Annotated in this window: 17 protein-coding genes and 1 pseudogene; 9 read left to right on the forward strand and 9 right to left on the reverse strand. The window is 42.8% G+C overall.

Annotated elements, in window-relative coordinates; all coding sequences use genetic code 11:
• Positions 1-21 precede the first annotated feature (21 nt).
• The 7 genes from KA713_04780 to KA713_04810 form a co-directional block, all read right to left on the reverse strand.
• Positions 22-444 carry an OsmC family protein gene (locus KA713_04780; GenBank protein UXE67915.1) on the reverse strand — a complete coding sequence of 141 codons (423 nt, stop codon included), beginning with the start codon at positions 442-444 and terminating at the stop codon, positions 22-24.
• The gene (locus KA713_04785) at positions 441-1,838 is read right to left on the reverse strand and encodes a sodium:solute symporter family protein (protein ID UXE67916.1); all 1,398 of its coding nucleotides are present in this window, start codon (positions 1,836-1,838) and stop codon (positions 441-443) included. Before KA713_04785 ends, KA713_04780 begins: the two co-directional genes overlap by 4 nt.
• 74 nt (positions 1,839-1,912) lie before the next feature.
• Positions 1,913-2,740: a hypothetical protein gene (locus KA713_04790; protein ID UXE69034.1), complete on the reverse strand. Its 828-nt coding sequence runs from the start codon at positions 2,738-2,740 to the stop codon at positions 1,913-1,915.
• Positions 2,741-2,922: 182 nt separating this feature from the next.
• Positions 2,923-4,218, reverse strand: coding sequence for a Na+/H+ antiporter NhaC family protein (locus KA713_04795; GenBank protein UXE67917.1), 1,296 nt, complete (start codon positions 4,216-4,218; stop codon positions 2,923-2,925).
• Between the two features lie 84 nt (positions 4,219-4,302).
• Positions 4,303-4,773, reverse strand: a complete 471-nt coding sequence (locus KA713_04800; protein ID UXE67918.1) for a hypothetical protein — start codon at positions 4,771-4,773, stop codon at positions 4,303-4,305.
• Positions 4,774-4,816: 43 nt separating this feature from the next.
• Positions 4,817-7,600, reverse strand: a complete 2,784-nt coding sequence (locus KA713_04805; GenBank protein UXE67919.1) for a PD-(D/E)XK nuclease family protein — start codon at positions 7,598-7,600, stop codon at positions 4,817-4,819.
• Entirely contained in the window at positions 7,597-10,788 is a 3,192-nt protein-coding gene (locus KA713_04810; GenBank protein UXE67920.1) for a UvrD-helicase domain-containing protein, read from the reverse strand. Before KA713_04810 ends, KA713_04805 begins: the two co-directional genes overlap by 4 nt.
• Positions 10,789-10,985: 197 nt before the next feature.
• Here KA713_04810 and KA713_04815 point away from each other — a divergent pair, with 197 nt between their 5' ends.
• The 4 genes and pseudogenes from KA713_04815 (at position 10,986) to KA713_04830 (ending at position 16,261) form a co-directional block, all read left to right on the forward strand.
• The gene (locus KA713_04815; protein UXE69035.1) at positions 10,986-13,181 is read left to right on the forward strand and encodes a patatin-like phospholipase family protein; all 2,196 of its coding nucleotides are present in this window, start codon (positions 10,986-10,988) and stop codon (positions 13,179-13,181) included.
• A gap of 1 nt (position 13,182) precedes the next feature.
• Complete coding sequence (locus KA713_04820) at positions 13,183-13,614, forward strand: DUF2177 family protein (protein ID UXE67921.1); 432 nt, start codon at positions 13,183-13,185, stop codon at positions 13,612-13,614.
• Positions 13,615-13,618: 4 nt separating this feature from the next.
• Positions 13,619-14,290: a DUF4918 family protein gene (locus tag KA713_04825; GenBank protein UXE67922.1), complete on the forward strand. Its 672-nt coding sequence runs from the start codon at positions 13,619-13,621 to the stop codon at positions 14,288-14,290.
• 36 nt (positions 14,291-14,326) lie between these two features.
• Positions 14,327-16,261, forward strand: a pseudogene (locus tag KA713_04830) (AAA family ATPase).
• A gap of 43 nt (positions 16,262-16,304) precedes the next feature.
• Here the strand turns inward: KA713_04830 and hrpB are convergent.
• Positions 16,305-18,791: an ATP-dependent helicase HrpB gene (gene hrpB / locus KA713_04835; protein UXE67923.1), complete on the reverse strand. Its 2,487-nt coding sequence runs from the start codon at positions 18,789-18,791 to the stop codon at positions 16,305-16,307.
• A gap of 50 nt (positions 18,792-18,841) precedes the next feature.
• Between hrpB and KA713_04840 the strand changes: the two genes are divergently transcribed.
• Entirely contained in the window at positions 18,842-19,207 is a 366-nt protein-coding gene (locus tag KA713_04840) for a hypothetical protein (protein ID UXE67924.1), read from the forward strand.
• On the opposite strand, the gene KA713_04845 is transcribed toward KA713_04840, so the two are convergent.
• The gene (locus tag KA713_04845; GenBank protein ID UXE67925.1) at positions 19,208-20,476 is read right to left on the reverse strand and encodes an aminotransferase class V-fold PLP-dependent enzyme; all 1,269 of its coding nucleotides are present in this window, start codon (positions 20,474-20,476) and stop codon (positions 19,208-19,210) included.
• A 377-nt stretch (positions 20,477-20,853) separates the two neighbouring features.
• Here KA713_04845 and KA713_04850 point away from each other — a divergent pair, with 377 nt between their 5' ends.
• The 4 genes from KA713_04850 (at position 20,854) to KA713_04865 (ending at position 24,897) form a co-directional block, all read left to right on the forward strand.
• Positions 20,854-22,023, forward strand: a complete 1,170-nt coding sequence (locus KA713_04850) for an ATP-binding protein (GenBank protein ID UXE67926.1) — start codon at positions 20,854-20,856, stop codon at positions 22,021-22,023.
• Positions 22,024-22,230: 207 nt separating this feature from the next.
• Positions 22,231-22,539, forward strand: coding sequence for a CRISPR-associated endonuclease Cas2 (cas2, locus tag KA713_04855; GenBank protein UXE69036.1), 309 nt, complete (start codon positions 22,231-22,233; stop codon positions 22,537-22,539).
• Positions 22,540-23,339: 800 nt separating this feature from the next.
• Positions 23,340-24,209, forward strand: coding sequence for an AraC family transcriptional regulator (locus KA713_04860; protein ID UXE67927.1), 870 nt, complete (start codon positions 23,340-23,342; stop codon positions 24,207-24,209).
• Between the two features lie 79 nt (positions 24,210-24,288).
• On the forward strand, positions 24,289-24,897 hold the full coding sequence (locus KA713_04865) for a cupin domain-containing protein (protein ID UXE67928.1): 609 nt from the start codon (positions 24,289-24,291) through the stop codon (positions 24,895-24,897).
• Positions 24,898-24,988: the final 91 nt, after the last annotated feature.

The following is a 24,988-nucleotide window of genomic DNA, read 5'->3' on the forward strand; positions in this document are numbered from 1 at the left end:
ACAAATCAAAAAATCACACATCTAAACTGAAATCACCTCTACACTATAGGTAATCTTTGCCGACTTTTCCAATGTTTTGGCGACAGAGCAATATTTGCCGACTGATAACGCCACCGCCTTTTCGGCTTTGTCTTTATCAACATTTCCAAAGATTTTAAAATGCGCATGCACTTCCGTGTACAGCGAAGGGGCTTTGTCTTTTTCGCGTTCGCCCGAAATCGTAATTTTTAAATCCTTCAAATCTTGGCGCTGCTTGCGCAGAATGGTGACTATATCTACAGCACTGCATCCACCCATAGCTGCCAGCAATACTTGCATCGGGCGCATACCTCCATCTTGCCCGCCATCGGCTGGTGAGCCATCCATCACGATTTTGTTGCCCATGTCGTTCACGGCCTCCATGCAAAAGTTATCGTCTTTGCGGGTGAGTTCTATTTTCGTCATGCTGCTTTGATCATAGTCCTATCTTCTTTTTTTTTCAATAAACTTCCACCAATCATGGCTACAAAGCTAACCAATGTAGCGGGAAGTAAACTCGGCCAATCAGTATCGATGAATTCAAAAATCGCCCACGTAGCCGTGCCCAAAATCATGGCCGATAATGCACCTGTACTATTGGCACGCTTCCAATATAAACCCAATACCAATGGAGCAAACAATGAAACCAAACTCAACACGGACGACTCCCCTACCAACTCGTAAATATTGGAGCGAAGGCACGCCATTACCGTAGCAATGCAACTAAAAATCAGTACGGAGATTCGGGTGATTTGTAACAATTGCTTGTCCGTAAATCGTTCCTTGGCCAATGGCTTGATCAAATTTTCTGAAAAGATAGCAGCCGGGGCAAGTATGGCCGAACTAGTGGTGCTCATGATCGCAGACAGTAACGACCCAAAAAAAAGAATTTGTATTGGCAACGAAGCATGTTGCAAAACCATGTTGGGCAATGCCAATTGTGTATCGCCTTGTGCTAGGTGTGGGTAAAGATGCTTTGCGCAGAGGCTGATAAACAAGGGGATCGCAGCGATGGTCAAATACATACCTGAGGCAATGAAGCACGACCGTACAGCAATTTTTTCAGAGCCTGATGACATCACCCGTTGAAAGACATCTTGCGAGGGAATAGAACCCAACCCCAATACCGACCACGCGGCCAACCAAAGAAGAATGTCGCGAAGGCGAAATGTTGGGAAAAACCGAAAGGTATCGGGCTGCACTTCCTTCAACACATTGGATACGCCACCTGCTTGATTCGCTAAGATAACGGCCACCACCACCAAACCCAATACGATGATGATGCTTTGGATAAAATCAGTAATCGAAATGGCCCACATGCCACCGATGTAGGTATAAAACGTTACCACAAAGGCCGAGGCGATTACGCCTTGCCAAACAGGAAGCCCGGTAACTACATTGATGATCAAGCCCATTGCCACCAACTGCGCTGCGATGTAGCCAACGTAGGGTGGTGCCAAAAAAATGCTGGTGATCAGTTCTGTACGCTTTCCATATCTTACTTCAAAAAAATCTCCCAGCGTGAGCAAGTTCATGGAGTATAGTTTACGTGCGAAGAACAATCCAAAAAGCAACAAGCAAAGGGCTGCCCCAAAAGGATCTTCGATGACGGAATACAACCCACCTTTTAAAAATTCGGAAGAAGCGCCAAAAACAGTTTCGCTGCCAAACCAAGTGGCAAACAGAGCCGATGAACTGAGCACGATGGGTAGGCTTCTGCCCGCCAACATAAAATCGCCCGAGGTTTTAACTTTGCGCGCTGCCCAATAGCCGACAAAAATCGTAAGCAGCAAATAGATGATGATAGAAGCTAAAAGCAATTCAGGTCAATTCAGATTTTCTACAAAAACCTAAATCTAAAAACTATCGACTAAAGTTCATTGATTGGCGGATACTATTTTCTCTTTTTCAATTGGAAAGCACGCGTTACGTTGAAGCCCAAATGAATGTCGCCATTGAAAAAATCGCCTTCCGATTCGGTGATGAAGGTACGTTCGGTAATCCGCTGCGAGCTGCTAAGCAATAACTGAAACACATGGCCGCCCGTTTCAATATCTACACCAAACCCAATTGAGTTTTTGTAAGGGTTGTTGGTTTTTACATCCAACCGATGATAATACTCTGAAGTGATGGCAATGCTTCGCGAAATTTTATACCGACCTCCAATGCCGATAGCAATTTGATCGTTAGATTCAATGGTTTTGTCTACTGCGTTTTTGTGTACGTAGGTAGGCATCAATTGAAGCGATAGTTTGGGTGAAAATTTTCGAGCGATCAACAATTGAGTAACATACGCAGTACGGTCGTTTAATGAAGTGGCATCACCGGGTGAGGCTAGTTTAAAACTGGCATATCCAAACACAGTTATTGTTACAGGGACAGCGTCCACACGTTGCCTAACAATTTTGTAGCGCGAATAAAAGTCCATGATTTTGTCAGAAGAACTGCGGCCAAAACCTATACCCCACCGATCTGTAATGCCATATTCTAAACCGAGCCTCACAGCTGCTTGATCGAGACCATATAGATTGTATGATCCAGAGTTCATTGCGCCAAAGCGATGCGAGAAAATAAATTCAAGCTCGCCTCTACCGCGTGTCTCCACGGTTTGCCCGTTCACCAACCGAGATCCTTTAAAGGTGCTCTCGGCATACGCAGTTCTTGGCGCTTTGCTTTCTAACTCGTTCAATAGATCGTTTTGCGCTATGGCCGAGCAAAACATAACACTGGCAGCCAACAGTAAACTTATTTTCTTCATAATTTAAAACTAGACTAAAGGGTTATCGCAATCTCTTCAGTAATATTCTGCCAAAGCATTTTAGCTTTACTTTGTCAAATATCGGATTTTAGCGAATATGTTTTTGTTTTTGATTTGTTCTCCTTAAAAATTAAAAAACTGTTACTTTAATTTTGAGATGGCCTAAATTTATTGTTAACGGTTATAAACACCACGGTGCTCAATCCCAAAAGATAGGGATAATAAAGGTGCGCCATAATATCAAACGGCCCCACCAGTTGATTGGCCACGGCCAAGGCGGCTAACATCTGCGCTCCGTAGGGAAGCAATCCTTGCACAAAACAAGAAATGGTATCGAGTATGCTGGCGCTTCTGCGCGGGTCAATTTGATTTTTGTCGGCTATATTCTTAGCCAGTGGCCCCACAATCAAAATGGTGATCGTATTGTTTGCCAAGGTGGTATTTACCAAAGCCGTGAGCGTGGCAATTCCTAACTCCCCTCCTCTTCTACTTTTTACATGACGTGATACGTGGTGCAAAATATAATCGATGCCTCCATAAAATCGGATCATACCCACAATGCCGCCAATGATGATGCACGTTAAACTCAATTCAAACATGGAAGCCATACCCGTGTTGAGCGCGTTGACCATCGGCCACAGCGCGAGGTCGCTCACAAAAAAACCAATCACCATGGAAAGAAAAATACCAGAGATCAACACCCAAATCACATTCATGCCCAATAAGGCAGCAATAAAAATAAAGAGGTAAGGAATGATTTTGATAAACGAATACTCGTAAACAGCCGCAGACTGTGCAGGAAGATTGGTGGTGAATGCATAGAGCAAAAAGGTGATGATCGAAGGCGGCAGTGCAATCCAAAAGTTGACTTTGAATTTCGCGCGCATCTCCACTCCTTGGGTGCGTGTGGCCGCGATGGTGGTATCTGAAATCATGCTGAGGTTATCGCCAAACATGGCACCACCCACTACGGCCGCAAGCCCGACTGCCAACGTGCCGGGAACAGATTCATTGATGCCCGCAGCGATAGGTGCTAGTGCCACTACCGTACCTACCGAAGTGCCCAATGAAAGTGAAATAAAACAGGAGGTTAAAAACAATCCGCCAATCAGCAAACTGGGAGAAACGTAACTCAATGCAAAGTTGATGGTAGATTGCACCGCGCCCATACTTTTGCTTACTTCGGCAAACGCACCCGCGAGTAAGAAAATTAAAATCATGAGCATGATACCCGAGTCGCCAGCGCCCTTGCTAAACTCTTCTACTTTTTGGTGGAATGTAAATTTGGGATAGAGCAGAAACCCGATGATGGCCGAGAATAAAAACGCCACCAAAATGGGCATCTTGTAAAAATCGTTGAGTAAAAGTGATGTGCCCAAGTAAACAACTATGAAGACCATCAACGGGAGCAATGCCCAAAACCTTCCAGAATTATTTTCCATCTAGTAAAATAAAATTGCAAACATAGTCGATTAAGTTGATAGGTTATTAAAAGTGAAACAAATATTACCCAACTTGATGCCTTACTAAGGCTTTAACTTCGCGTCAAGTAAGATAATCTGATTATCTGATAGGAATGAAAACGGCACATAAATTCTAATTGCAATCTCCGTCTCAAAAACGTAATAATACTTACGCCTAAAAATTCTTCTAAATCGTTCGTAGAGGACTTCCGTTTGACTTAAATCCTCTCTAAAGATAATTCTATCCTCTAAAGGTTGTACACCGAAGTTAATCGTTTTAAAAGAATCAATCCTAAACAAAACCCATAACAATGGCTTGAGCGTAAAATATATTCCATAAGCAATGCAAAATCCAGCGTAGGCAATTCCGAACTTGTCATTACTATTGTAAAGATTACAACCAACTAATACTAAGAATGGACCACCAATAATCCTGTTAATCATTGCAAATCTTGAATAGCCAAAATAGTATTCACTAAAGAACATTTTTATTCGATTACTTCTCAATAATTTATTCAGTTCAAAAGTTTCCATGGTTTATGGTGCCTCTCTTTATTAAGTTTGTAAATCAGTTTTATTATCTACTACAAATCTCTTTAAACGAACAATACTTACATGTATCTAAATTCTCCGTTTGGTCAAAAGGGGTTTGCTTATCGAAAATCTCCGTAAGCAATTTTACAAAGTGATCTTCAAACTCAGGTAACAAAGGCCTTACATCTCTCACCACTTTTTTATCCATCTGCAGCCCGTATTCAAAATCGGATTTAAAGAGATCTTTGCGATTGACCAACCCCGATTGCAACGTATAGGTGGAATTATTTTTTCGTTCATACACCCATGCATACAACATCGCCTGAAAGGCCGCTTTATTCCGATCTTTCTTTCGCTCAAAAAGAGAAGCAATCGAATCAAAGCTATTGACATCCTTTCCTGTTTTGTAGTCAATGATTCGTACATGATTTTCCTTCCGGTCTACACGGTCAATCTTGCCCCCAATGGCAATTGATTGCCGATCGGAAAGCACATAGCTGGTTTTAAAATCTGCCGCCTCTAACATCTCAATCACAAACGGTGCATACTCTTTGTCTTTTTCCAGTACATGCTGCGCCATTCGCTTCACCGTTTCATTTACTACCAACTGTTGACCTTCGTATTCCACCGGTCGTTTGTCGTGCAAGGAGAAATGGTTGCGATAAGCCCGCTCCATCAATAAATCTAATTTCAAATTCAAATTGTCAAAGTGTTTGGCTTCTACCCTCCACGGGCCCGCAGGTGGTTTTACATCATGATAGAAATATTCCATCACCTTATGAAAGAGATTGCCGAATACGCGAGCATCGGCTACCTCTTCCACCTCGTTGGGCTCTTTCAACCCAATCACATTCTTAAAATAAAACATTAGGCGGCACTCCAAATAATTGTTCAACGAAGAAGGTGTTAACTCTTTGCCCTGATAGCGCGAAAGCTTGTCGAGCACACTGGCATCTTTTGGAATGACAATGGGCTTAGGTTGCTTGATGGAGATGGGGCTATACAAAATTTTCTTCTCGTAGGGCCAGCCCGTTTCGTACATAATCTGGTTGAGGTAGCGGCTCATTTCACCCGTGCCCAATACATCGGGTTCGGTATTGTAAAACAAAAAAGCCCGTTGTGTTCGCTGCAGCAATCGATAAAAAAGATACGCGTACATGGCATCTTGTTGCTGATACGTAGGTAACCCATATGCTTTGCGGATGGAGTACGGCAAATAAGAACCTTGCTTGGCAGAAGCCGGCCACTGTCCTTCGTTCAAAGAAAGCACAAATACATTTTCAAAATCAAGCGTACGAGTTTCCAACACACCCATGATCTGAATGCCTTTCAGCGGCTCGCCCACAAACGGCACTTTTTCAGCCCTCGCCATTTGCCGAAACAACCGTTGCACCATCATCACTTCCATCGGCTCGGTATCATTCAGTCCTTTTAGTTTTGTCAGCATGCGATGAAACTGATACGCAAACTCTTTTTCAAACAAGGTTTGTGTTGTATTGGCCAATAGGGTAATGACTTCCAGTAATAGACCCAATAAATCCGTTGGCGCTACTTGCTTAAACACAGTCGCTATCAAACTTGATTGTGTGGAAAAAAAATCCTCCGGTAACTGAACGAGGTTATCCTTTTTGATCTTTTCTTGAAGTTGGTTAACCGCTGTAGCATCAGTCGATTTTATGTATGGATGGTTGAGCACATTCAGCACTGCGCGGAAATAAAATCCATTCTTGCGCTTTGTTCGGTGAAGGTCAAACACAAAATCAATCAACGAAAATAGTGGTGTGTTCACCAAAGGATAACCCATCGTAACATTGATCGCTGGCAATTGCGGTGGCAATGAATAAAGAACCGGCAGCAGCATGCTTTCATCGGGCAGCACCACTACCGTTTTTTCGTGCTCTTCTATCGGAAGCTCTTCCAAATATTGTGCTAACAACTTTGATTGACCCGCTCGCTGCGGAACACCCAGCATAGTTAGCTTGCGTGGTCGATCTAAATTTTTGGAAGGGCTGTTGCTAAATGTCTTGCCCAAGATGGGATGCTTGCGGTACAACCGAAAAAAACTACCTGCCTCACGATAATCTTTCTCCACATAAAAATCGTCTTCATCCCAATGCACAACAGCCGATTGATGTTGAACAAACCAACTGATAATGCTCTCCTCTGCTTTGGTCAGCGCATAAAAACCAGCAAAGACTATTTGCTTAGGGTAAAAGCCTGGCCGTTCATTGCTGATGCGTTGTGCCACTTGCTGGTGGATCATGCCCGCATAGCCAATGCCTTCGCGTTGCAAACGTTCGGTGAAGTTTTTGTACACGGGCATTAAACTTCGCCAGAGATTCAAAAATCGCTGCTTGGTTTCTGGGGTCGAAAATTCAACGGATTGCCAAAATTCCTTTAGATATTCCTTTTGTTCTTCGGTTAGGTAATCGAAATATTCTTCTACTTCTTTTAGATTGCTCACATCGCGAAAAAGAAATTCGGCATTCACCAAATATTTATCGAGCTCATCAAAATCGCGCAACAACATTTCGCCCCAAAAATAAAATCGGTCGATGTTCTCGGTATTGGGGTTTACTTCTTTGTAGGAGTGATACAGTTTAACGATCAGCGTAAATTTATCGGCCTCTTGCAAATCAGAAAATGAACCAATAAATTCTTCGATGGTGAGAATAGTAGGCACCCAGCGAGGAGCCGTTAAATCGTTGCGCAAGGCATCTTTAAAATAGAGAGCGGCCCTGCGGTTCGGAAATACCACGGTCAGATTTTCCCAATCAGAATAATCGGTTTTGACTGTATCGGCTAACTCTTGCAGGAATGATTTCATGTGTTTTCCAAAACCTTAACTTCTTCTATTCTTTTTTCATTCACATATACCAAATACCCGTTCTTTACTTGATAGCCCATCCGCGAAAGCAATACCATGTACTCCTTCACCTGATCTCTATCTTTTGAATATTCACTACCCGTTTTATAATCCAATACCCACGCTTGCTGATCCTTAATGGCAACTCGATCGATTCGTTTTTCCTCACCATTCGCTGAAAAGAGAGAAACTTCCTTTTTGTGAATCACATCTCTACTAAAAAATGGCGACAGAATTGGTTCGTTCAACAACCACACTACTGTTTGCGCAGTTGCCTGCATTTCTTCCATTGAAAGTTCACCAGACTCTGCGATCTGCTTTAACAATTGTTGTGCTTCATCGGCATACGAAATTTTGGAAAGCAAACGGTGCATCAACACACCCACGTTAATTTTAACTCGCTTATCGGATGTATGAAAATAATCATGGCCGCTCTTTCGAAGAGTCAATCGATTGCGCCATTGGGTAACAGCGTATGATTTAAGGGCGACCATGGCCTCGGTGGGTTGGTTGTCATCGGTTTGGTCAATTACACCCAACGTCAATTGTTTTTCCGCTTCGTTCCAAGCCAACTGAAGAGGCTCGCTTGTTTGAATGGCTTCCCACACGAGTTGACTGACACGCTTCAGTTCAGTTGGTTTTTTTTTCGATGCAGGTGCAAGTGCAATCATTCCTTCCTCGGCACGGGTAAACGCTACATACAATACATTTAAGTTATCGATGTACACACGCTTCGTTTCTTCAGAATAATAATCTTTAAAATAAGTTGACTCAAGTGATTGGGTATACTTTACTGGGATAAAGCCCGCTTGGCTAAACAACGAATGATTTGCCTTTACCCACAGCATGGGCGATTTGTTGCCATGACCCAATTCCCAATCTAAAAAAGGAATAATCACATACTTGAACTGCAACCCTTTGGCCCGATGGATGGTGATGATCTGTGCGGCATCTACTCCACCGGCCACTTGAATAGATTTTTTTTCGCGATTGATTTCCCACCATTCCAAAAATGAACCTACATCATTTTTCTCGCGCTGCATAAATTCTTGCACCACATCCTGAAATGATTGCACGTAAATGATTTCGTCTGTCAACTGACCGAGATTAAAAATATGGATCAGGTTCTCGACCATTTCAAACAACGAAAGCGAAGCAAGGTAATCCCGCTGATGCACAAACATGGGCGGCACCCATTTTACGAAATTTTTGGTGGTGGTATCAGAAAATATTTCATTCAAGTCAGTAAACGTTTGGGTCGGCCACAACTTCTGATATTCATACGATAGATTTGCCTTGGCAATCAAATCGGCTGAGTTGTGGATTACCCGCAACGCATTGATGAGTACCACAACGCACGAAGCGCGGTACAGCATTAATGACTCATTGGAAACCACCTCATAGTTGAATCCTTCTTTTGCTTCTTGGGTTTTGTACTCAATAAACCGTGCCGCTATTTTTTGACCCTCTTTGTTTTCGCGCACCAAAAAGGCAATATCCCGTTGGCGGACCCCTTTGCTTTGCAAATCTTCTATTATGTTTGGCAATCTCCGGAGAGCCTCTTCTTCAAAACTTGTTTCCTTGTCCGTATCCAAAAATTGAATATTGACATAGCCTTTATCTTCTTCTCTGAAAAACTTCTGTGCAGCATCTTGGTAGGCTTCGGTTGGAAAGTTGTCTCCTGTTTGGGCCGCAATGAGTTTGGCTGCTACGTCAAATAAAGAATTGTTAAAAGCCACCAATCGCCCTTCGCTTCGGTAATTGGTGTCAAGCGAATGGGTTTCCGAAAGCAGCTCGCTCACATCCGTTTTTACTTTTTGCTGCAAGATGGAAAGATCACCCCCGCGCCATCGGTAAATGGATTGCTTGATGTCGCCCACAATCAAACTTCTGTAATTCTGCGCCAGCCCGTTTTGCACCAAGGGCAATAAATTATTCCATTGCAGTCCGCTGGTGTCTTGAAACTCGTCTAACAAATAGTGTCTATAAAATGATCCCACTTTCTCATAAATGAAAGACGTGTCTTGTTCGCGCATCAGCACATTCAAAAACTTGGGCGCATCCGACAAGAGCACTAGATTTTCATCACTTAAGTACTTCTTTTGGATTTTAGTCAAGTCGGCCAGTAAACCAAACGTGTATAAATTCTTGGCCACCACCGATGCGGAACTATAAAGAATATTGTTCTGCTCAATGAACTCGACCAAAGCTTGGAGTTGTGGCTGCCATCTTTTTTGGGCCATCGAATAAACAACCGCCCGAGACGATGATGATTTGTGTGCCCATTTGGCGGCATCGGATACAGTTTCCATTACTGTATCACTTGGTAGGGAGGTCTTTGCTGAAAGATTAACAATATAAGAGAAAACCCCTTTTGATTTGCCTGTAAAATCATCTGCCGTCAATTGATTGGCCTCCATCTCTTGTACCATCTTTTGAGAAACACTTTTCACGTGGTTATCAATGGAATAAATGGTGTTGTCCAAATTTCTTTTGAATGTTTGGAAGAAGTCCTTGTCACCCGTTGCCCTCACCACATCTTCTTCAATGGATTTAAACGATTCATCTTTCATCAACCTGGCGAAATCTGAAAGGGCCGTGCGGATATCCCAATTTTCTCCTTGTTGCAATTTTTCGATGCTAAAGTCCAATACCCAACTTCGCAATTGAGGGTTGTTGGTTAGGTCATCCATCAACAAGTTGACTACTTCTTCCAGCACGAGTTCGTTATCTACTTCCAAACGGAAATTACCGAGCAAACCCGTTTCCCGGGAAAACGAGCGGATAACACGTTGAAAAAAAGCATCGATGGTGCTGATGGAAAACTCGGAATAGCGGTGCAAGAGCAAAGACAAAATCTGTGCGCTCCGTTCTTTCAATTCCTTCAACGAAAGTCTGATTTGCTCCGACTCCAATTGCTCGATTATCTCTTTGGCTAAATCCTGGCTTTTACCTTCCGTAAAATCGTAGAGGTAATGCAAGATTCGATCCTTCATCTCTTGCGTGCTTTTGTTGGTGAAGGTCATCGCAAGAATGTATTTGAAATAATCTGGTCGCTTCAGCGCCAACTGAATGTAGGATCTGGCCAATACCCTTGTTTTGCCAGAGCCGGCAGAAGATCGATAGATATGAAAGGGTTTAGCTGTCAAAATGCGCTTGCTCTGAACTATTAAAAGACTAAAAATGCTAAATCAAATCGATAAGAAATAAAATTTTTGAGTCGCTTTTACCAAAATTTTCCATTATTTTCGGGAAATTCATGTCGCGCAAGCTCTATTTATGGTGGCCACGGTTTTACTACTCGTTTGCCATACAGTTACTGCTCAACAACATCAGGCGCAATCATGTGCTACTTTTGTGTTGGATTATTCTTTTTGCCATGATCACGGGCAGTTTTGGGAAACTGTTGGGCATACCGTACTTGTTTTTGGATCCTGAATACCTCAACAAAGTCAGCTTCACGAGTTTTTTCTTCATGGGCCTTATGTCGGCTGGGTTTAGCATGGCCTTCCACATCACAGGCTATATTTCAGATGGCCACCGCTTCTCGTTTGTGGGCACACTTCCGAATCCGTTCAAAAAATTCGTAATCAACAATAGCATTATACCGATGTTGTTTCTTGGTATTTTCATTTATCAAATTATCACCTTCCAAATCGACAACGAACATTGCACCACACAGCAATTGATTGAGCGAATTGGTGGACTACTGGCCGGCTATGGGTTAATGACTTTTCTGTTTGCCATCTACTTTCGACTTACCAATAAAGATATTTTTAAATATATGGTATGCCGCATCGATGAAAAAATAAAAAGCAATGTGAGACTAACGCGGGCAAGCGCTATGAAGAAGCTGGACATTGCACGTAAAAAACAAGTGCGGGTGGATAACTATTTGGACAGCCGCATTCGCGTAACCAAAATAGAAGATGTAAGTTTTTATGATAAGGCTACCATCCTTCAAGTATTTGATCAGAACCATTTTAACCTAGTAGTGATTGAACTGTTGATTTTTGTGGCCGTAGTAATATTGGGCATCTTCAAAGATTATGCTGCCTTTCAATTACCTGCGGCCGCTAGCTTTATGATCTTCCTTACCATTTTTGTAATGGCTTCCGGGGCATTTGCCTACTGGTTTGGGGAGTGGTCGGCCACAGCCGGCCTAGTAGTATTCTTGTTTATCAACTATTTAGAAGGAAAAGATTTCTTTACCAAAAAGTATGAAGCTTTTGGTATGAATTACGATACATTTCCTGCCATTTACGATGCGGACACATTACAGTTTCAAAATGATACCACTGTCATTGAAGAAGACAAGAAAACCACTTTGGTACAGCTCAACAACTGGAAGAACAAATTTCACGCTTCTCAGAAACCCAAAATGCTTTTTGTATGCGTAAGCGGTGGCGGAAAACGTGCGGCCCTGTGGACCCTGAACGCGTTGCAAACAGCCGACAGCTTAACGCATGGAAAGAGTTCTGAAAGTACGGTATTGATAACGGGTGCCTCGGGCGGATTGATTGGCGCAAGTTATTATCGAGAACTGAAGCTGCGCGAAAAATTGGGCGAGCACACCAAGCCGAATCACAAAATCCATCGGCAAATGATAAGCAGCGACAACTTGAATCCGCTCATTTTCAGTTTGCTGGCCAACGATTTATTCGTAGGCTTTACACATTTTGAATATGCTGATAAAAAATACCAAAAAGACCGAGCGTATACATTCGAAGATCAATTGAACAAAATCACCGAAGGGTTAATGGATCACCCCATCTCCTATTATTACGAACACGAAATGAAAGGCACCATTCCAATGGTCATTCTCTCCCCTACGGTGGTAAACGATGGCCGAAAAATATACATCGCATCTCGTCCTGTTTCATTCATGAATGCTGAGTTGGAGAATTTTAAAAACTACTCGTTGGAAAAATTCAGCGGTGTCGATTTTCAACGATTCTTTAAAGAACAAGATGCCGACAAACTTCGGTTTTTGTCAGCGCTGCGCATGAGTGCTACTTTCCCTTACATCACACCCAACACTACGCTTCCAACCGATCCTCCCATCGAAATGATGGACGCTGGCATTTCTGATAACTTTGGGATCATTGATGCTGTTCGATTTATGTATGCGTTTAAAAATTGGATCAACGAAAACACCAGTGGCATTGTGGTGGTGTCCATTCGCGATTCGCCTAAGGTACCATCGGTGCAACCGAAATCGGGGCAAACGATTTTAGATGCCCTTACTCAGCCAATCAGTTCGGTGTACAACAACTTCGAAAATTTTCAAGACATCAATGGAGACTTGTTGTTGGGGCAAGCACACGATTGGTTAGACGTTTCCATCGATCGAATTGATCTACAATACCAAGCGGAAAATTATATCAATTTGCTACAAGGCATGGATAGCATCCGCCAAAATAATGCACGCGCATCGCTCAGTTGGCGATTAACGACTCGCGAAAAAGAAGGCATTGTAAATAATATTTACTCAGAACGAAACAAATCAGAATTGGCACGATTCAAATCACTTCTTCAATAAAATGGATTTTCTGTTTTCCTTTAAGTTTTTAAAAATAGCATTGCTATCAGCAGTTCTTTTCATCCTGCTGGATTTTCTATGGTTGGCCGTGATCGCTTCACCTTGGTATAGAAACGCACTAGGCTACTTATCTCAGTTGAGTGCCGAAGGTAAAATCACTTTCAACATTCCCGCAGGTTTAATAGCTCAGCTTGCAATTTCGTTTACCCTTTCGTTCGTCATTATGCTTAGCCTTCAAGTTGACAACCGGTTGGTAACCGCAATGCTGGTCGGTGGATTTATCGGGCTTGCCTTCTATGCTTGTTACGATTTTACAAACCTATCTTTTGTAAAAGATTGGCCGCTATGGATCTCCTTAATCGATATGGCGTGGGGAACGTTGCAAGGTGTATTGGCAGGTGTTTATGTCTATTTTATGAATCAGCATTTTTAACAACGTGTTATCGCCACACATCACACATTTTAATAAAGGTCTTTCGATTTCAATTCGCCTCCCGAAAGGAATTGTGGTACTGAATCCTTTTAAGGACGAGGTAACGCGATACCTGAGCGAAGCCTTCTATAAAAAGTACTATTCAGACTCCAACAAGCGCACAGCTATTATTGGTATCAATCCTGGTCGGTTTGGGAGCGGCATCACGGGAGTGCCGTTTACTGACCCTATCAACTTAGAGAAATACTGTGGTATCAAAAATAACCTGCCCAAAAAGCACGAACTATCATCCGAATTTGTGTATCGCGTCATAGAGGCCTATGGTGGGTTGCAAAATTTTTATGGTGATTTCTATTTTACTTCCGTATCACCTCTGGGCTTCACCAAAGACGGAAAGAACATCAACTACTATGATGACAAAGTTCTTCAAACGAAATTGGAAGATTTCATTTGCGAATCCTTCACCACCCAACTAAGTTGGGGCATCAACCGCGAAGTTGCATTTGTTTTTGGTGAAGGCAAGAATTACGATTTTTTGGAAAAACTCAATCAACAGCACCGATTTTTTAAATTACTTATTCCGCTTCCTCATCCACGTTTCATCATGCAATACAAGCGCAAGAAGGTAGATGAATACATTGCCTTATATTTGCGGGCTTTACAGGGTACTACGTAGCGTTGGCGAAATAGCACAGAAGAAGTAAAGCACACCATGAATTCGCGCGAGCAACTAAAAAAAACATTAGAACTCATTCAGCTTGAGAAGCAGGCAGATCTGGAACAGTACCGCCAAAAAGTATTGTTGAAGCCGCTCACTTCGCGCGTACGCGATGGCATGACATGGTATCCTGTAAAACTTAAGAGCAATCACATTGGCACGGGTGAACGAATTATCATTGAAATCGAACGGAACGGTCTTCACGATCAGCCTCATGCTTTTCAAAGTGGAAAAGTAGTGAACGTTTTTTCCAATGCACAAAACAAACCCGATCGTGATAATCAAACCGGAGTAGTAAATTATGTACGGGAAAATTTAATGGTGATTACGCTGAATGGCGAAGATATTCCCGATTGGATGGATGCCAGTTCACTTGGTGTCGATGTGATGTTTGATGAGGTGAGCTATCGAGAGATGGAGTATGCCTTGAAAAAGGTGATGGAAGCCGAAGAGAATCGGGTGGCGGAGTTGAGAGAGATTTTGTTGGGGGATACCAGATCCTGGATGCTGGATACTAGTAGCCATGCTACTATTATCCAGCATCCAGAAACTACTATTTTAAATGATAGTCAATATAAAGCACTACAAAAAGTAATTAACACCAATGCGGTCGCCTTCATCCACGGCCCCCCGGGCACAGGGAAAACAACTACTATTGTAGAAGCGATTCGGTACACCGTGAAAATGGAAGGGCAAGTACTGATGTGTGCACCGAGCAATGCCGCTATTGATTTATTGGTAGAAAAATTAAGCGATAAAAAGTTATCAGTCTTGCGGTTGGGGCATCCTGCCCGGGTGACAGAACAATCACTAAGCAAAACATTGGACGCGCGCATTGCCGAACATCCTAACTTTGATGAGCTGCGATCGCTCCGAAAAAAATTAGAGCATACCAAACAAAAAGCTAGCAAGTACAAGCGCACCTTTGGACATTTTGAAAAAGCCGAACGGAGAATGCTTCGAGAAGAAGCTAGGCAATTGAAATCGGACGCAGACATGTTGGAGTTTTACATTACTAATGATTTGATTCAATCCAGCGCAATAATTGCTTGCACATTGGTGGGGTCCTCTCACCAAACGTTGAGAGGCAGAAAATTTAAAACACTTTTTATTGACGAGGCCGGGCAATCGCTGGAGCCCGCCAGTTGGATACCCATCTTAAAAACACAACGTGTAATTTTTGCAGGTGATCATCACCAACTCCCTCCTACCATCAAATCGATTGAAGCCGCCAAACAAGGGTTAGACAAAACGTTGTTCGAAAAAGGAATTGCCAAACACCCGCAGCAATCTACTATGTTGCAAGTGCAATACCGAATGCACGAGGACATCATGAAATTTTCGTCCAATTATTTTTATAAGAGTGGGTTGATCGCGCACGAGTCGGTGCGAAGAGAATTGTTACTACCCACTGAATCGCCCGTTGAATTTATCGATACGGCAGGTTGTAGTTACAACGAAGAGCAAGATCCAGAAACGCTCAGCAGAATGAACAAAGAAGAGGCAGCATTACTCATTCGATTGGTAGAGCGATTAATTGATCAAATTGGGATTGAAAATTGGCAACACCAGAAGATTACCTTGGGCATTATTACTCCTTATCGGGCTCAAGTAGATTATCTCCATTCGTTGGCTGAATGATCGGCACAATTGGAACCACTCCATAAATTGATTTCCATCAATACGGTGGATGCTTTTCAAGGGCAAGAGTGCGATGTGATTGCGATTAGCTTTGTTCGCAGCAATGAAAAGGGTGAAGTCGGTTTCCTTTCAGACATCCGCAGAACCAATGTAGCCATGACGCGCGCCAAGAAAAAACTAATCATGGTTGGCGATAGTGCTACGCTGGGCTCCCATCCATTTTACATAAAACTTCTGGAATACGTGCAAGAAAAAGACTTTTATCGGAGCGCGTTTGAAAATCTCTAGCTGACACTTACCAGTTTGCACAAAACTGTCACGCGCAAAGTGCCTAATGTCTTTTCCGAATAGCCCCCCTCACTGCCTCTGCCGTCCACGGATCCTCTGGCCAATGGTGGCGGGGATACCGTCTTCGAAGTTCGCTCCGCACCTCGTGATACATGGTTTGCCAAAAACTTTTTAAGTCTTGCGTTACTTGCACGGGTTTGTAGCCAGGAGAAAGCAAATGCAGGATCACTTTTGTGCGGCCTTCATTGATTGCTGGCGTATCCAATAACCCAAACATTTCCTGTAAACGCACTTCCATAATTGGCGTGTTGCCCTGCTCATCGTATTGAAGCTTAATCATCGAACCACTTGGCACTTTTAGTTTCTCAGGCGCCAGCTGGTCAAGCTTTGCGTTCATCTCCCAAGGCAAAATAGCTTGCGTGATGGCATTCAAATCCAGTCGCTGTAATTCTGTTCGTTTGGAACAATCATTTATAAATGGTATTAACCAAACACCTGCCGTTTCGATTAGTTGTTCGTCCGTTACCAATGGCCAGTTTTCTTCGGGTCGCCATTTTGCTAAACTGATAATGCGTGCTTGCCATTCTTTTTGTTTCTCTCCCCAACCAATCAAGGATAATCCCTCCTCAAGCAGCGCAGCTAGTAAAACCTCTACTCTTTTTTCATCCGAAACTTTTGAAATCTGCTTTGCGGAAAAAACTAAGCTACCCATTCGTCTTTCAAGTGAAGCCGAAATCATTCCCCGCTCTCCATCCCACTTTACATTTTCAACTTCTCGACTTTTTGAAATCAAATCCGCTTCATTAAGTGGGGCAGCTAAAAAAATCTTGCCCTCACTTCGGCCTGCATCTAACTGCGCAATGCACAGCCACGATTCGCGATGCAGGGCATCATGGTCCGGCAATTTTGCCACCCGACCATTGGCCAATTTATATCGCTCGCTTTGCTTGGTAACTTGTTGGGCTATCCGCTCTGGATAGGCCTCCATTAACAACAACCCAACATCTGTATCGGCCACCAACGAGTTATCGACTTTCACATTTAAAATTTTTCGCCATGCGGTGGCCAATCGTTCAATCCGCTGCAACACATTTCTATCTGCATTTACCTTTTCCTCTCTTCTCCACTTGCTCAATACCTCAATGCGTAAACTCAAATCAGCACCGGCCTCTTTGGACAAAGGATCGCGTTCTTCTAATATCGCAGCTATGTCAATTGCTAAATTTATACCCACGCCTCCTCCCGCTACAGGCGTAGATTTGCTCAGCAACATGTGGGCTATGCGCGGGTGCGTAGGCAGTTTTAAAATCTGCTTGCCGCGATGAGTAATCTTGTTCCCCTCCAAAGCTTCCAACTGATTCAATAATTCAATTGCCTGGTTAACTGCCCCTCTTGGCGGAGGTGTGATCCATGTTAATTCAAAAACATCTTTCACTCCCCAATTTGCCAACTCCAGCACCAACGATGTCAAATCAGCATCCAAAATTTCTGGTTGTCGCGATGGTTGTAAATTCAGTTGGACACTCTCTGACCACAGTCTGTAGCAACTGCCTGGCCCAAGCCTACCCGCACGTCCAGCACGCTGATCGGCAGCATCTTTGGTTACACGAATGGTTTCCAACTTTGTAAGTCCACTGCGTGGATCAAACGTTGGCGCGCGCGAATACCCTGAATCAATCACCGTATTGATTCCTTCTATCGTTAATGAAGTTTCGGCAATGGAAGTGGCCAACACCACTTTCCGCATTCCTTGGGCATTTGGCAAAATCGCTTCTTGTTGCTTCTTAAAAGGCAAATCGCCATACAAGGGCATGACTACAAAACTTTCGTTGCTCAATAATTCTTGCACTTGTCGAATTTCGCCAACACCCGGAAGAAAAGCGAGTAGATCACCCTGGTTTTCGTGAATGGCTTTCTTAATCGCCCGAACCATCAATGAAGAAATTGCAGCATCGCGCTCGGGCACTATGTATTTTATCGCCACCGGATATTGCTTGCCAACACTCGTAATAATCGGGGCTTTCAAAATGGAAGAAAGCTTTTCGCCATCCAGCGTAGCCGACATGATGAGGATACGCAAATCCTCGCGCAGTAATTGTTGAACTTGCAGGCATAAAGCCAATGCCAGATCCGCATGCAAACTCCGCTCGTGAAATTCATCGAAAATCACTAACCCTACTCCTTCCAACGAAGGATCTGTTTGAATTTTCCTTGTCAAGATTCCCTCCGTCACCACATCGATGCGAGTGGTGGCATTAGTAGTATTTTCAAAACGAACCTGGTAACCTACGGTTTTACCCACTTCCTCTTCTCTTAAACTAGCGATGCGCGTGGCCACCGATCGTGCAGCCAATCGCCTCGGCTCCAGCATCACCATTTTTTTTCCATTCAACCAATTCTCGTGCAGTAACTCCAAAGGCAAGACAGTCGACTTGCCCGCCCCAGGTGGAGCTTGAAGAATTACGATCTTATCTGATTTGAGCTTTTGCTTTAACTCAGGAAGGATTTCGAGGACGGGGTAAGAAGACATTCTGCAAAAATACTCGTTCAGAACAGTTATTTTTACATATCTAACTAACAATGAAAAAAATCAGCTTATCATTACTATCCATCTTCTACATTCTAGCTGGCCTTAATCATTTTCTTAATCCCGCTTTCTATTTACCACTCATTCCACCCTACTTACCATGGCACCATTTCATCAATATTTTTAGTGGGTCGATTGAAATTCTATTTGGCGTACTACTCATTCCTACCATTAGCCGAAAATGGGCTGTCTACGGAATCATCGCAATGCTCGTTGCTTTTATCTCTTCTCATGTGTATTTTATTCAGATCAACAGTTGTATTGAAGGCGGACTTTGTGTTTCACCCTTGATCGGTTGGATCCGGTTGCTAGTCGTTCATCCTCTATTGATATATTGGGCTTGGTCAAATAGAAAATGACTAGGCCGATAATTCATTAACTATTTTCAGCGCACGATCGATCTCGCCTTCACTATTAAAAATATGCGTGGAATGCCGCACTCCAAATACATCGCCTTGCGACCGTGGGCGCATTTTTGCTTTTGCCCAATAGGCGTCTTGCAATTGTGTGCCCGTCATGCCATCGATGTTGTAAAGTGTGATGCCCGCACACATGGCTTCTTCTTTGGGTGAAAAGATTTTTACTTTCTTGTTTTCACGAAGACCATGGCGCAAGCGGTTGCCTAAAAATTTAATCCGTTCATACACTTTATCAGCACCCAGTTGAAAATGAAAATCCAGTGCCGCTTCTAACCCAAACAATACCGAGAAATTTCCGGTGCCTCGTTGGGTAAAGCGAAATCCTTCATCGGCATGGTCGTCCCATCGATAGCTGGCTACGGTAGTCCAAAGATTTTTAAGATGTTCTGCTTTTACAAACATAAAGCCAGTGCCACAAGGTGCGCCCATCCATTTGTGAAAACAGCCAACATACGCATCGCAGTCAATGTCTTTTATGTCCACTTTAATTTGCCCAACGGTTTGCGCACCATCCAGCACCGTAAAGATGCCGCGCTTCCTCGCTTCGGCACATAACTCTTTCACAGGCAAAATTGCACCACTGCCGGAAATCATGTGTGAAAGCATCAGCACTTTTGTTTTGGGAGTGAAGGCCTTCACAATCGTATCAAAAACTTCCGATGAACTGTTGATGGGTTTACCAATGACCACGGTTTTGAAAACAGCACCAAACCGCTTTTCTTTTACCTTCCACGCTGACTGATCGCCACCATGTTCTTGGTCGGTGGTTAAAATTTCATCACCGGGTTGCAACGTCATACCATTGGCTAGGTAACTCATGCCATTGGTCACGTTATCCGTCATGGCAATTTCACCGATCTCGCAATTAAGTAGTTTAGCCACTTTGGTGCGAATGGGCAATAAATTATTATAGCCACTGATGAATTGTTCTTTGTTATCGTCTTTGTAGGCCCAGTCGGCTACGTTGGTAGCTAAATAGTTTGTGTGCTCGGTCATCTTTTCCACCACCACACGCGGCATTACTCCTACTGTGCCACAGTTAAAAAATACGCTATCATTGGATAGCATAAATTGTTTGCGCATGCTGTCCCAATAGTTAGGATTATCTGTTCGCAACAGTGGTTCAATTGAATTGGCGTGACTAGAGATGGCCGAAAGCGAAAGTGCCGAAAGGCCCAAGTACTTTAAAACATTTCTGCGGTGGAGCATGGTAGTATATAGATTGATAAAGCAATCTAGCATTTTATAGAGAACAATAACAGGCTAACTTTTAAAGATGGGAGTAACAAAAACGGTATTTTTCTTATAATGAAGAAAAAAGAATACCCATAAAAAACGGTGAGGTGCTATACAGGTTTAGATGCGGTTGCTCCTGTAAAGTAGACCGAGCCTAAAGAAAGTTTGGAAGATAAGAAAGCCAAAAGATGTGTTCAGGCCAGCCTTAGCAGTATGTCGGGAATAAGAGTAAAACTCGATGCATTGGGTCAAATAGTGCGGATAGGAGATTAAATTTTATAATTCTATAAACCGTGAAAATTTAAAATGCCATTTTAAATTTTCACGGTTCATTTTTCTATATTTGTACTATGATAAACCGCGCGCTTACGTCAGAATTGGATACACTGCTTACCGAATTTCCTGCGGTGGCGCTACTGGGGCCACGCCAAGTGGGCAAAACTACGCTTGCCCAAAGTATTCTGAAAAAGCACAAACGGAAAACCATCTATTTCGATTTGGAAAACGACAACGACTTGGCAAAACTAAAAGATGCTGCTTTTGTTTTCGATCAATATCAAGACCATTGTATTATACTAGACGAAGTGCAGCGCATGCCCAGTTTGTTTGCCCAACTGCGCCCAATAATAGATCGGCACCGTAAGCCAGGCCGGTTTCTCCTTACCGGCTCGGCATCACCCACGTTGGTGAAAGGCGTCTCCGAATCGCTTGCCGGACGAATCGCCTTTGCTGAACTTACACCCATCAATTGGGTAGAAGCGAAAAAAAGCCGCATAGGCTTGGCGCGTCATTGGTTTCGGGGTGGCTTCCCGATGGCCCTCACAGCCAATACTGATGCCGCATTTGTTCGGTGGATGGAAAATTTCATCCGTACCTATATTGAACGTGACTTATCGCAACTGTTTGGTGTGGGGCTTTCAGAAAAAACCATGCGTAATTTTTGGTATATGTTGGCTGGCAACCAAGGGGCCATCTGGAATGGTGAAAAGTACGCGCGCGCGCTTGGAGTAAGTAGCCCTACCGTGAAAAGGTATGTAGATTTTATGGAAGGCGCATTTTTAGTACGCTCATTGCCGGCTTGGTATGTAAACACCACCAAGCGCTTGGTGAAAGCGCCCAAAATATATTTGCGCGACTGTGGCTTGCTGCATGTGCTTAATCGCATTGGCAACATGGCCAACATGCACCTGCATCTAGGAGTGGGCGCCTCGTGGGAGGGTTATGTAATTGAACAGGTGTATCAGCTCAAACCCAAGGGCATAGACCTGTACTACTATCGTACTTTCCATGGCGCAGAGTGCGATTTACTATTAGTGAGAGGGCTAACGCCTATAATGGCCGTTGAAATTAAACACGCAGCTAACCCTTCGCTATCGAAAGGATTTTATACGGTACTTGACGATTTGAAAATAACACGAGGGTACGTAATCGTTTCTAAAGAAGGTTTACAACTCTTAGAGAAACGAATAACCTGTAGCGGGTTGTTGTATTTTTTAACGGACATACTTCCTAAGCTGTAAATACAAACCGTGAAAACTTAAAACATAATTTTAGATTTTCACGGTTCTTTAGAGGCACTAAATTCATTTATCATGATAAAACGCACCCTCTATTTCGGCAACCCTGCCTACCTCAGCACAAAGTTCGACCAACTAGTAGTACGTTTACCCGAAGTTGAAAAGAATGATACCCTCCCCGAAGCGTTTAAAAAAGAAGCCGCAGCCACCATACCTATTGAAGACATTGGTGCGGTACCGCCCACCGAAACCAAGCAAGACAAAAAGAACTATACCGACTTTCGCAAAAAAATGCAGAAAGACGGCTTCACCATGTTTCAATTTAGTGCCTATTTGCGCCACTGCTCCAGCCGAGAAAATGCCGAAGTGCACGTAAAGCGTGTACAGCGAAATTTACCGCCCAAAGGGCATGTGGGGATACTTACCGTTACGGATAAGCAATTTGGCATGATGCAAGTATTTTTTGGCGGGGTAGAAAAAGAAAAAGCCCCGGTGCCACAACAGCTAGAACTGTTTTAGCACGGGGCCTTTACTGATTGATTGCCACACTTTTTTAAATCGTAATTTTGGCTATAAGTAACTGAGATAGAAAGTTTTGAATGGGGGTACTCTGTAAACAATCTATCAAAGAACACCCCCGCTAAGGCGGGATGAAACAAATCTGAAAGCAAATCATCCCGCGTCTCGCGGGACAATCTATCAAAGAACACAATCTGAAAGCAAATCACAACAGGATTTTGTGTGGTGAGGAAATTTCTTTTAGTCTTCTAAAATACTTATTGGTGGTAAAAGGAGGATTACTTTTACCTGTATGTTATTACTCGACCTACCATTCGTTCAACGCATAAATAGATTTTCTTGTATCAAATAAAAAGTACTCACCGCTGTAGGCGATACCGTAGTATTTGGGGAGTTTGAATCGCTGAATTAAGGGTATCTCTAAAAAACTTCATTCAGAACGCAAGTGAAGCAACACGCAATTCGGACTCCCAATAGACATTGCTTCAGCCTGTCCGCTTTTCGCAAACATGGTCTTTTAGTTTTAGCGATGCCCTTAATCCCAAATTACGCAATAGAAAGTGTTTTTTGATAATCAAAAACCATTGTAAACCCTATATCATCAGTGATTTACAGTTATTTTATTGTTAAAATTTCCTATTGCTACGCATTAGAAAATAAATGCCCTAAACAACTGATTTTCAATTGTTTTGCCTCATCTTTTTCTAATGCGTAATCTGGGTTAATTGTAAATTGTCTATTTTTTACCACTAAACTGTAGAAGCTTCTTATCAATTTGACAAGCGTTTTATAACCCAATCATGCTTTTAAAGGATTTTCTTCCCCACCCAAGTGTAAGTCAATTTGTACGCCTTTATCGGATCGTTCATTTTTCGTTTGATAATAACCTTACATCTTTCCCAGTCAAAGCCTACGCGCCACGACCTGAGCAGATTTTGGCCTTTTTTCCTTATGATACTGAGAAAGCAGAGTACAAGATTAGTAAAAGGAAGATGGATCATTTTAGGACTACCCTCACGGGGCAGCAGCTGGAAGTTATCAATCGCACGGTTGCCAGAAATATCTTGGTAATCCAGATTGTGTTTCAGCCTTCAGGTTTATATCAACTGCTGGGCATTCCATCAAACGAATTAACAAACCAATACATAGATGCCGAACTCGTACTTACATCAGATATCAACTTTGTAAATGAGCAACTTTATCATGCGAAAAGTTACGATGAGATGTTGAAAGTTGCACATAACTTTGTTTTAAGCTTGATACGCAAACGTGCCAAAGACTCACATCCGTTAGATAGGATTAGTAAAATTATCTTAAGGCAGGATTCAAGGTTTTCAATAGATTTGTTAGCACGTGAGTCTTGTTGCAGCCATAAACAATTTGAAAGAAAATTTAAAGAGCGTGTGGGAGTTACACCAAAATTGTTTTCGCGTGTCACTCGTTTTGATAAAGCTTTCATCTTAAAAAACAAGCAGCCGCACTTAGACTGGTTAACAATAGCAATCCAGTGTGGTTACTATGATTATCAGCATTTGGTAAGAGACTACAAGGAGTTTACTGGATGCTCGCCCACTTCATTTTATGAAATAGAAAATAAATCACCCGAGCGTTCGCTCGGGCTAAGTGAGGCTTGGTATCGCTACGCTATTGAAGATCAAACTTTCGATTAATATTGACGTTTTCTTACCACTTAGGTTTCTCCTTCACATGCCATTTTTGAATTATAAAATTAACAAAAACGGTAACGCTATGAAAAGGAAACAATTTCTTCTATCGAGTATGATGCTTGGCCTAGCATCCACTGCCCTCGCAAGTAATTTAAAGATCAACAAAGGTAATCCAACACTGAAAACTTTTTATTTGCCGCCCGATCCAACGCCCCTAATACCCGAGCATGGGTTGGATATACGGCTCAAAGTAAGGAGCAAGCAAACGAATAACCAGTTCTCGTGTATCGATTTCGCTGTGGCACCTAAAACAATGGGTCCATCTCCTCATGTGCATGAAGCCTTAGATGAATTAATGTACGTTCATGAAGGCGTAGTTAGTGTTTTGGTAGGCACTGAGGTAGTTGAAGTAAAGGCGGGTGGTTGGCATTTCAGACCCAAAGGTATTGTTCACACTTTTTGGAATTCCTCCGATAAAGTAGCGCGAGGCACCGATATGTATTTCAACCAAAACTTTGACGATTTTTTGGAGGAGCTTTTCTTCAAGCTGATCCCAGAAATGGCACAACGCAATTTACCCCCAACCCATCCAGAGATGGCAAAGAAATTAACTGATCTTGATAAACGATTCGGAATTACAACGTTTAATAACCAACGCCAAGCCATCGTTGACAAATTTGGTTTGAGTTGATTTTTCTTAAATCATAACGGCTATTTCTGTAAGCAATCTATCAAAGAACACTATATCATCCCGCGTCTCGCGAGACAATTTATCCTTGCCC

The organism is Chryseotalea sp. WA131a, from assembly GCA_025370075.1.
Classification (GTDB): domain Bacteria; phylum Bacteroidota; class Bacteroidia; order Cytophagales; family Cyclobacteriaceae; genus ELB16-189.

What these genes read in the sequence shown, in the direction of transcription:
- KA713_04780 (UXE67915.1), bottom strand. Translation starts at nt 444, where the DNA reads ATGACGAAAATAGAACTCACCCGCAAAGACGATAACTTTTGCATGGAG.
- KA713_04790 (UXE69034.1), bottom strand. Translation starts at nt 2,740, where the DNA reads ATGTTTTGCTCGGCCATAGCGCAAAACGATCTATTGAACGAGTTAGAA.
- KA713_04795 (UXE67917.1), bottom strand. Translation starts at nt 4,218, where the DNA reads ATGGAAAATAATTCTGGAAGGTTTTGGGCATTGCTCCCGTTGATGGTC.
- KA713_04800 (UXE67918.1), bottom strand. Translation starts at nt 4,773, where the DNA reads ATGGAAACTTTTGAACTGAATAAATTATTGAGAAGTAATCGAATAAAA.
- KA713_04805 (UXE67919.1), bottom strand. Translation starts at nt 7,600, where the DNA reads ATGAAATCATTCCTGCAAGAGTTAGCCGATACAGTCAAAACCGATTAT.
- KA713_04820 (UXE67921.1), top strand. Translation starts at nt 13,183, where the DNA reads ATGGATTTTCTGTTTTCCTTTAAGTTTTTAAAAATAGCATTGCTATCA.
- hrpB (UXE67923.1), bottom strand. Translation starts at nt 18,791, where the DNA reads ATGTCTTCTTACCCCGTCCTCGAAATCCTTCCTGAGTTAAAGCAAAAG.
- KA713_04840 (UXE67924.1), top strand. Translation starts at nt 18,842, where the DNA reads ATGAAAAAAATCAGCTTATCATTACTATCCATCTTCTACATTCTAGCT.
- KA713_04845 (UXE67925.1), bottom strand. Translation starts at nt 20,476, where the DNA reads ATGCTCCACCGCAGAAATGTTTTAAAGTACTTGGGCCTTTCGGCACTT.
- KA713_04850 (UXE67926.1), top strand. Translation starts at nt 20,854, where the DNA reads ATGATAAACCGCGCGCTTACGTCAGAATTGGATACACTGCTTACCGAA.
- KA713_04860 (UXE67927.1), top strand. Translation starts at nt 23,340, where the DNA reads ATGCTTTTAAAGGATTTTCTTCCCCACCCAAGTGTAAGTCAATTTGTA.
- KA713_04865 (UXE67928.1), top strand. Translation starts at nt 24,289, where the DNA reads ATGAAAAGGAAACAATTTCTTCTATCGAGTATGATGCTTGGCCTAGCA.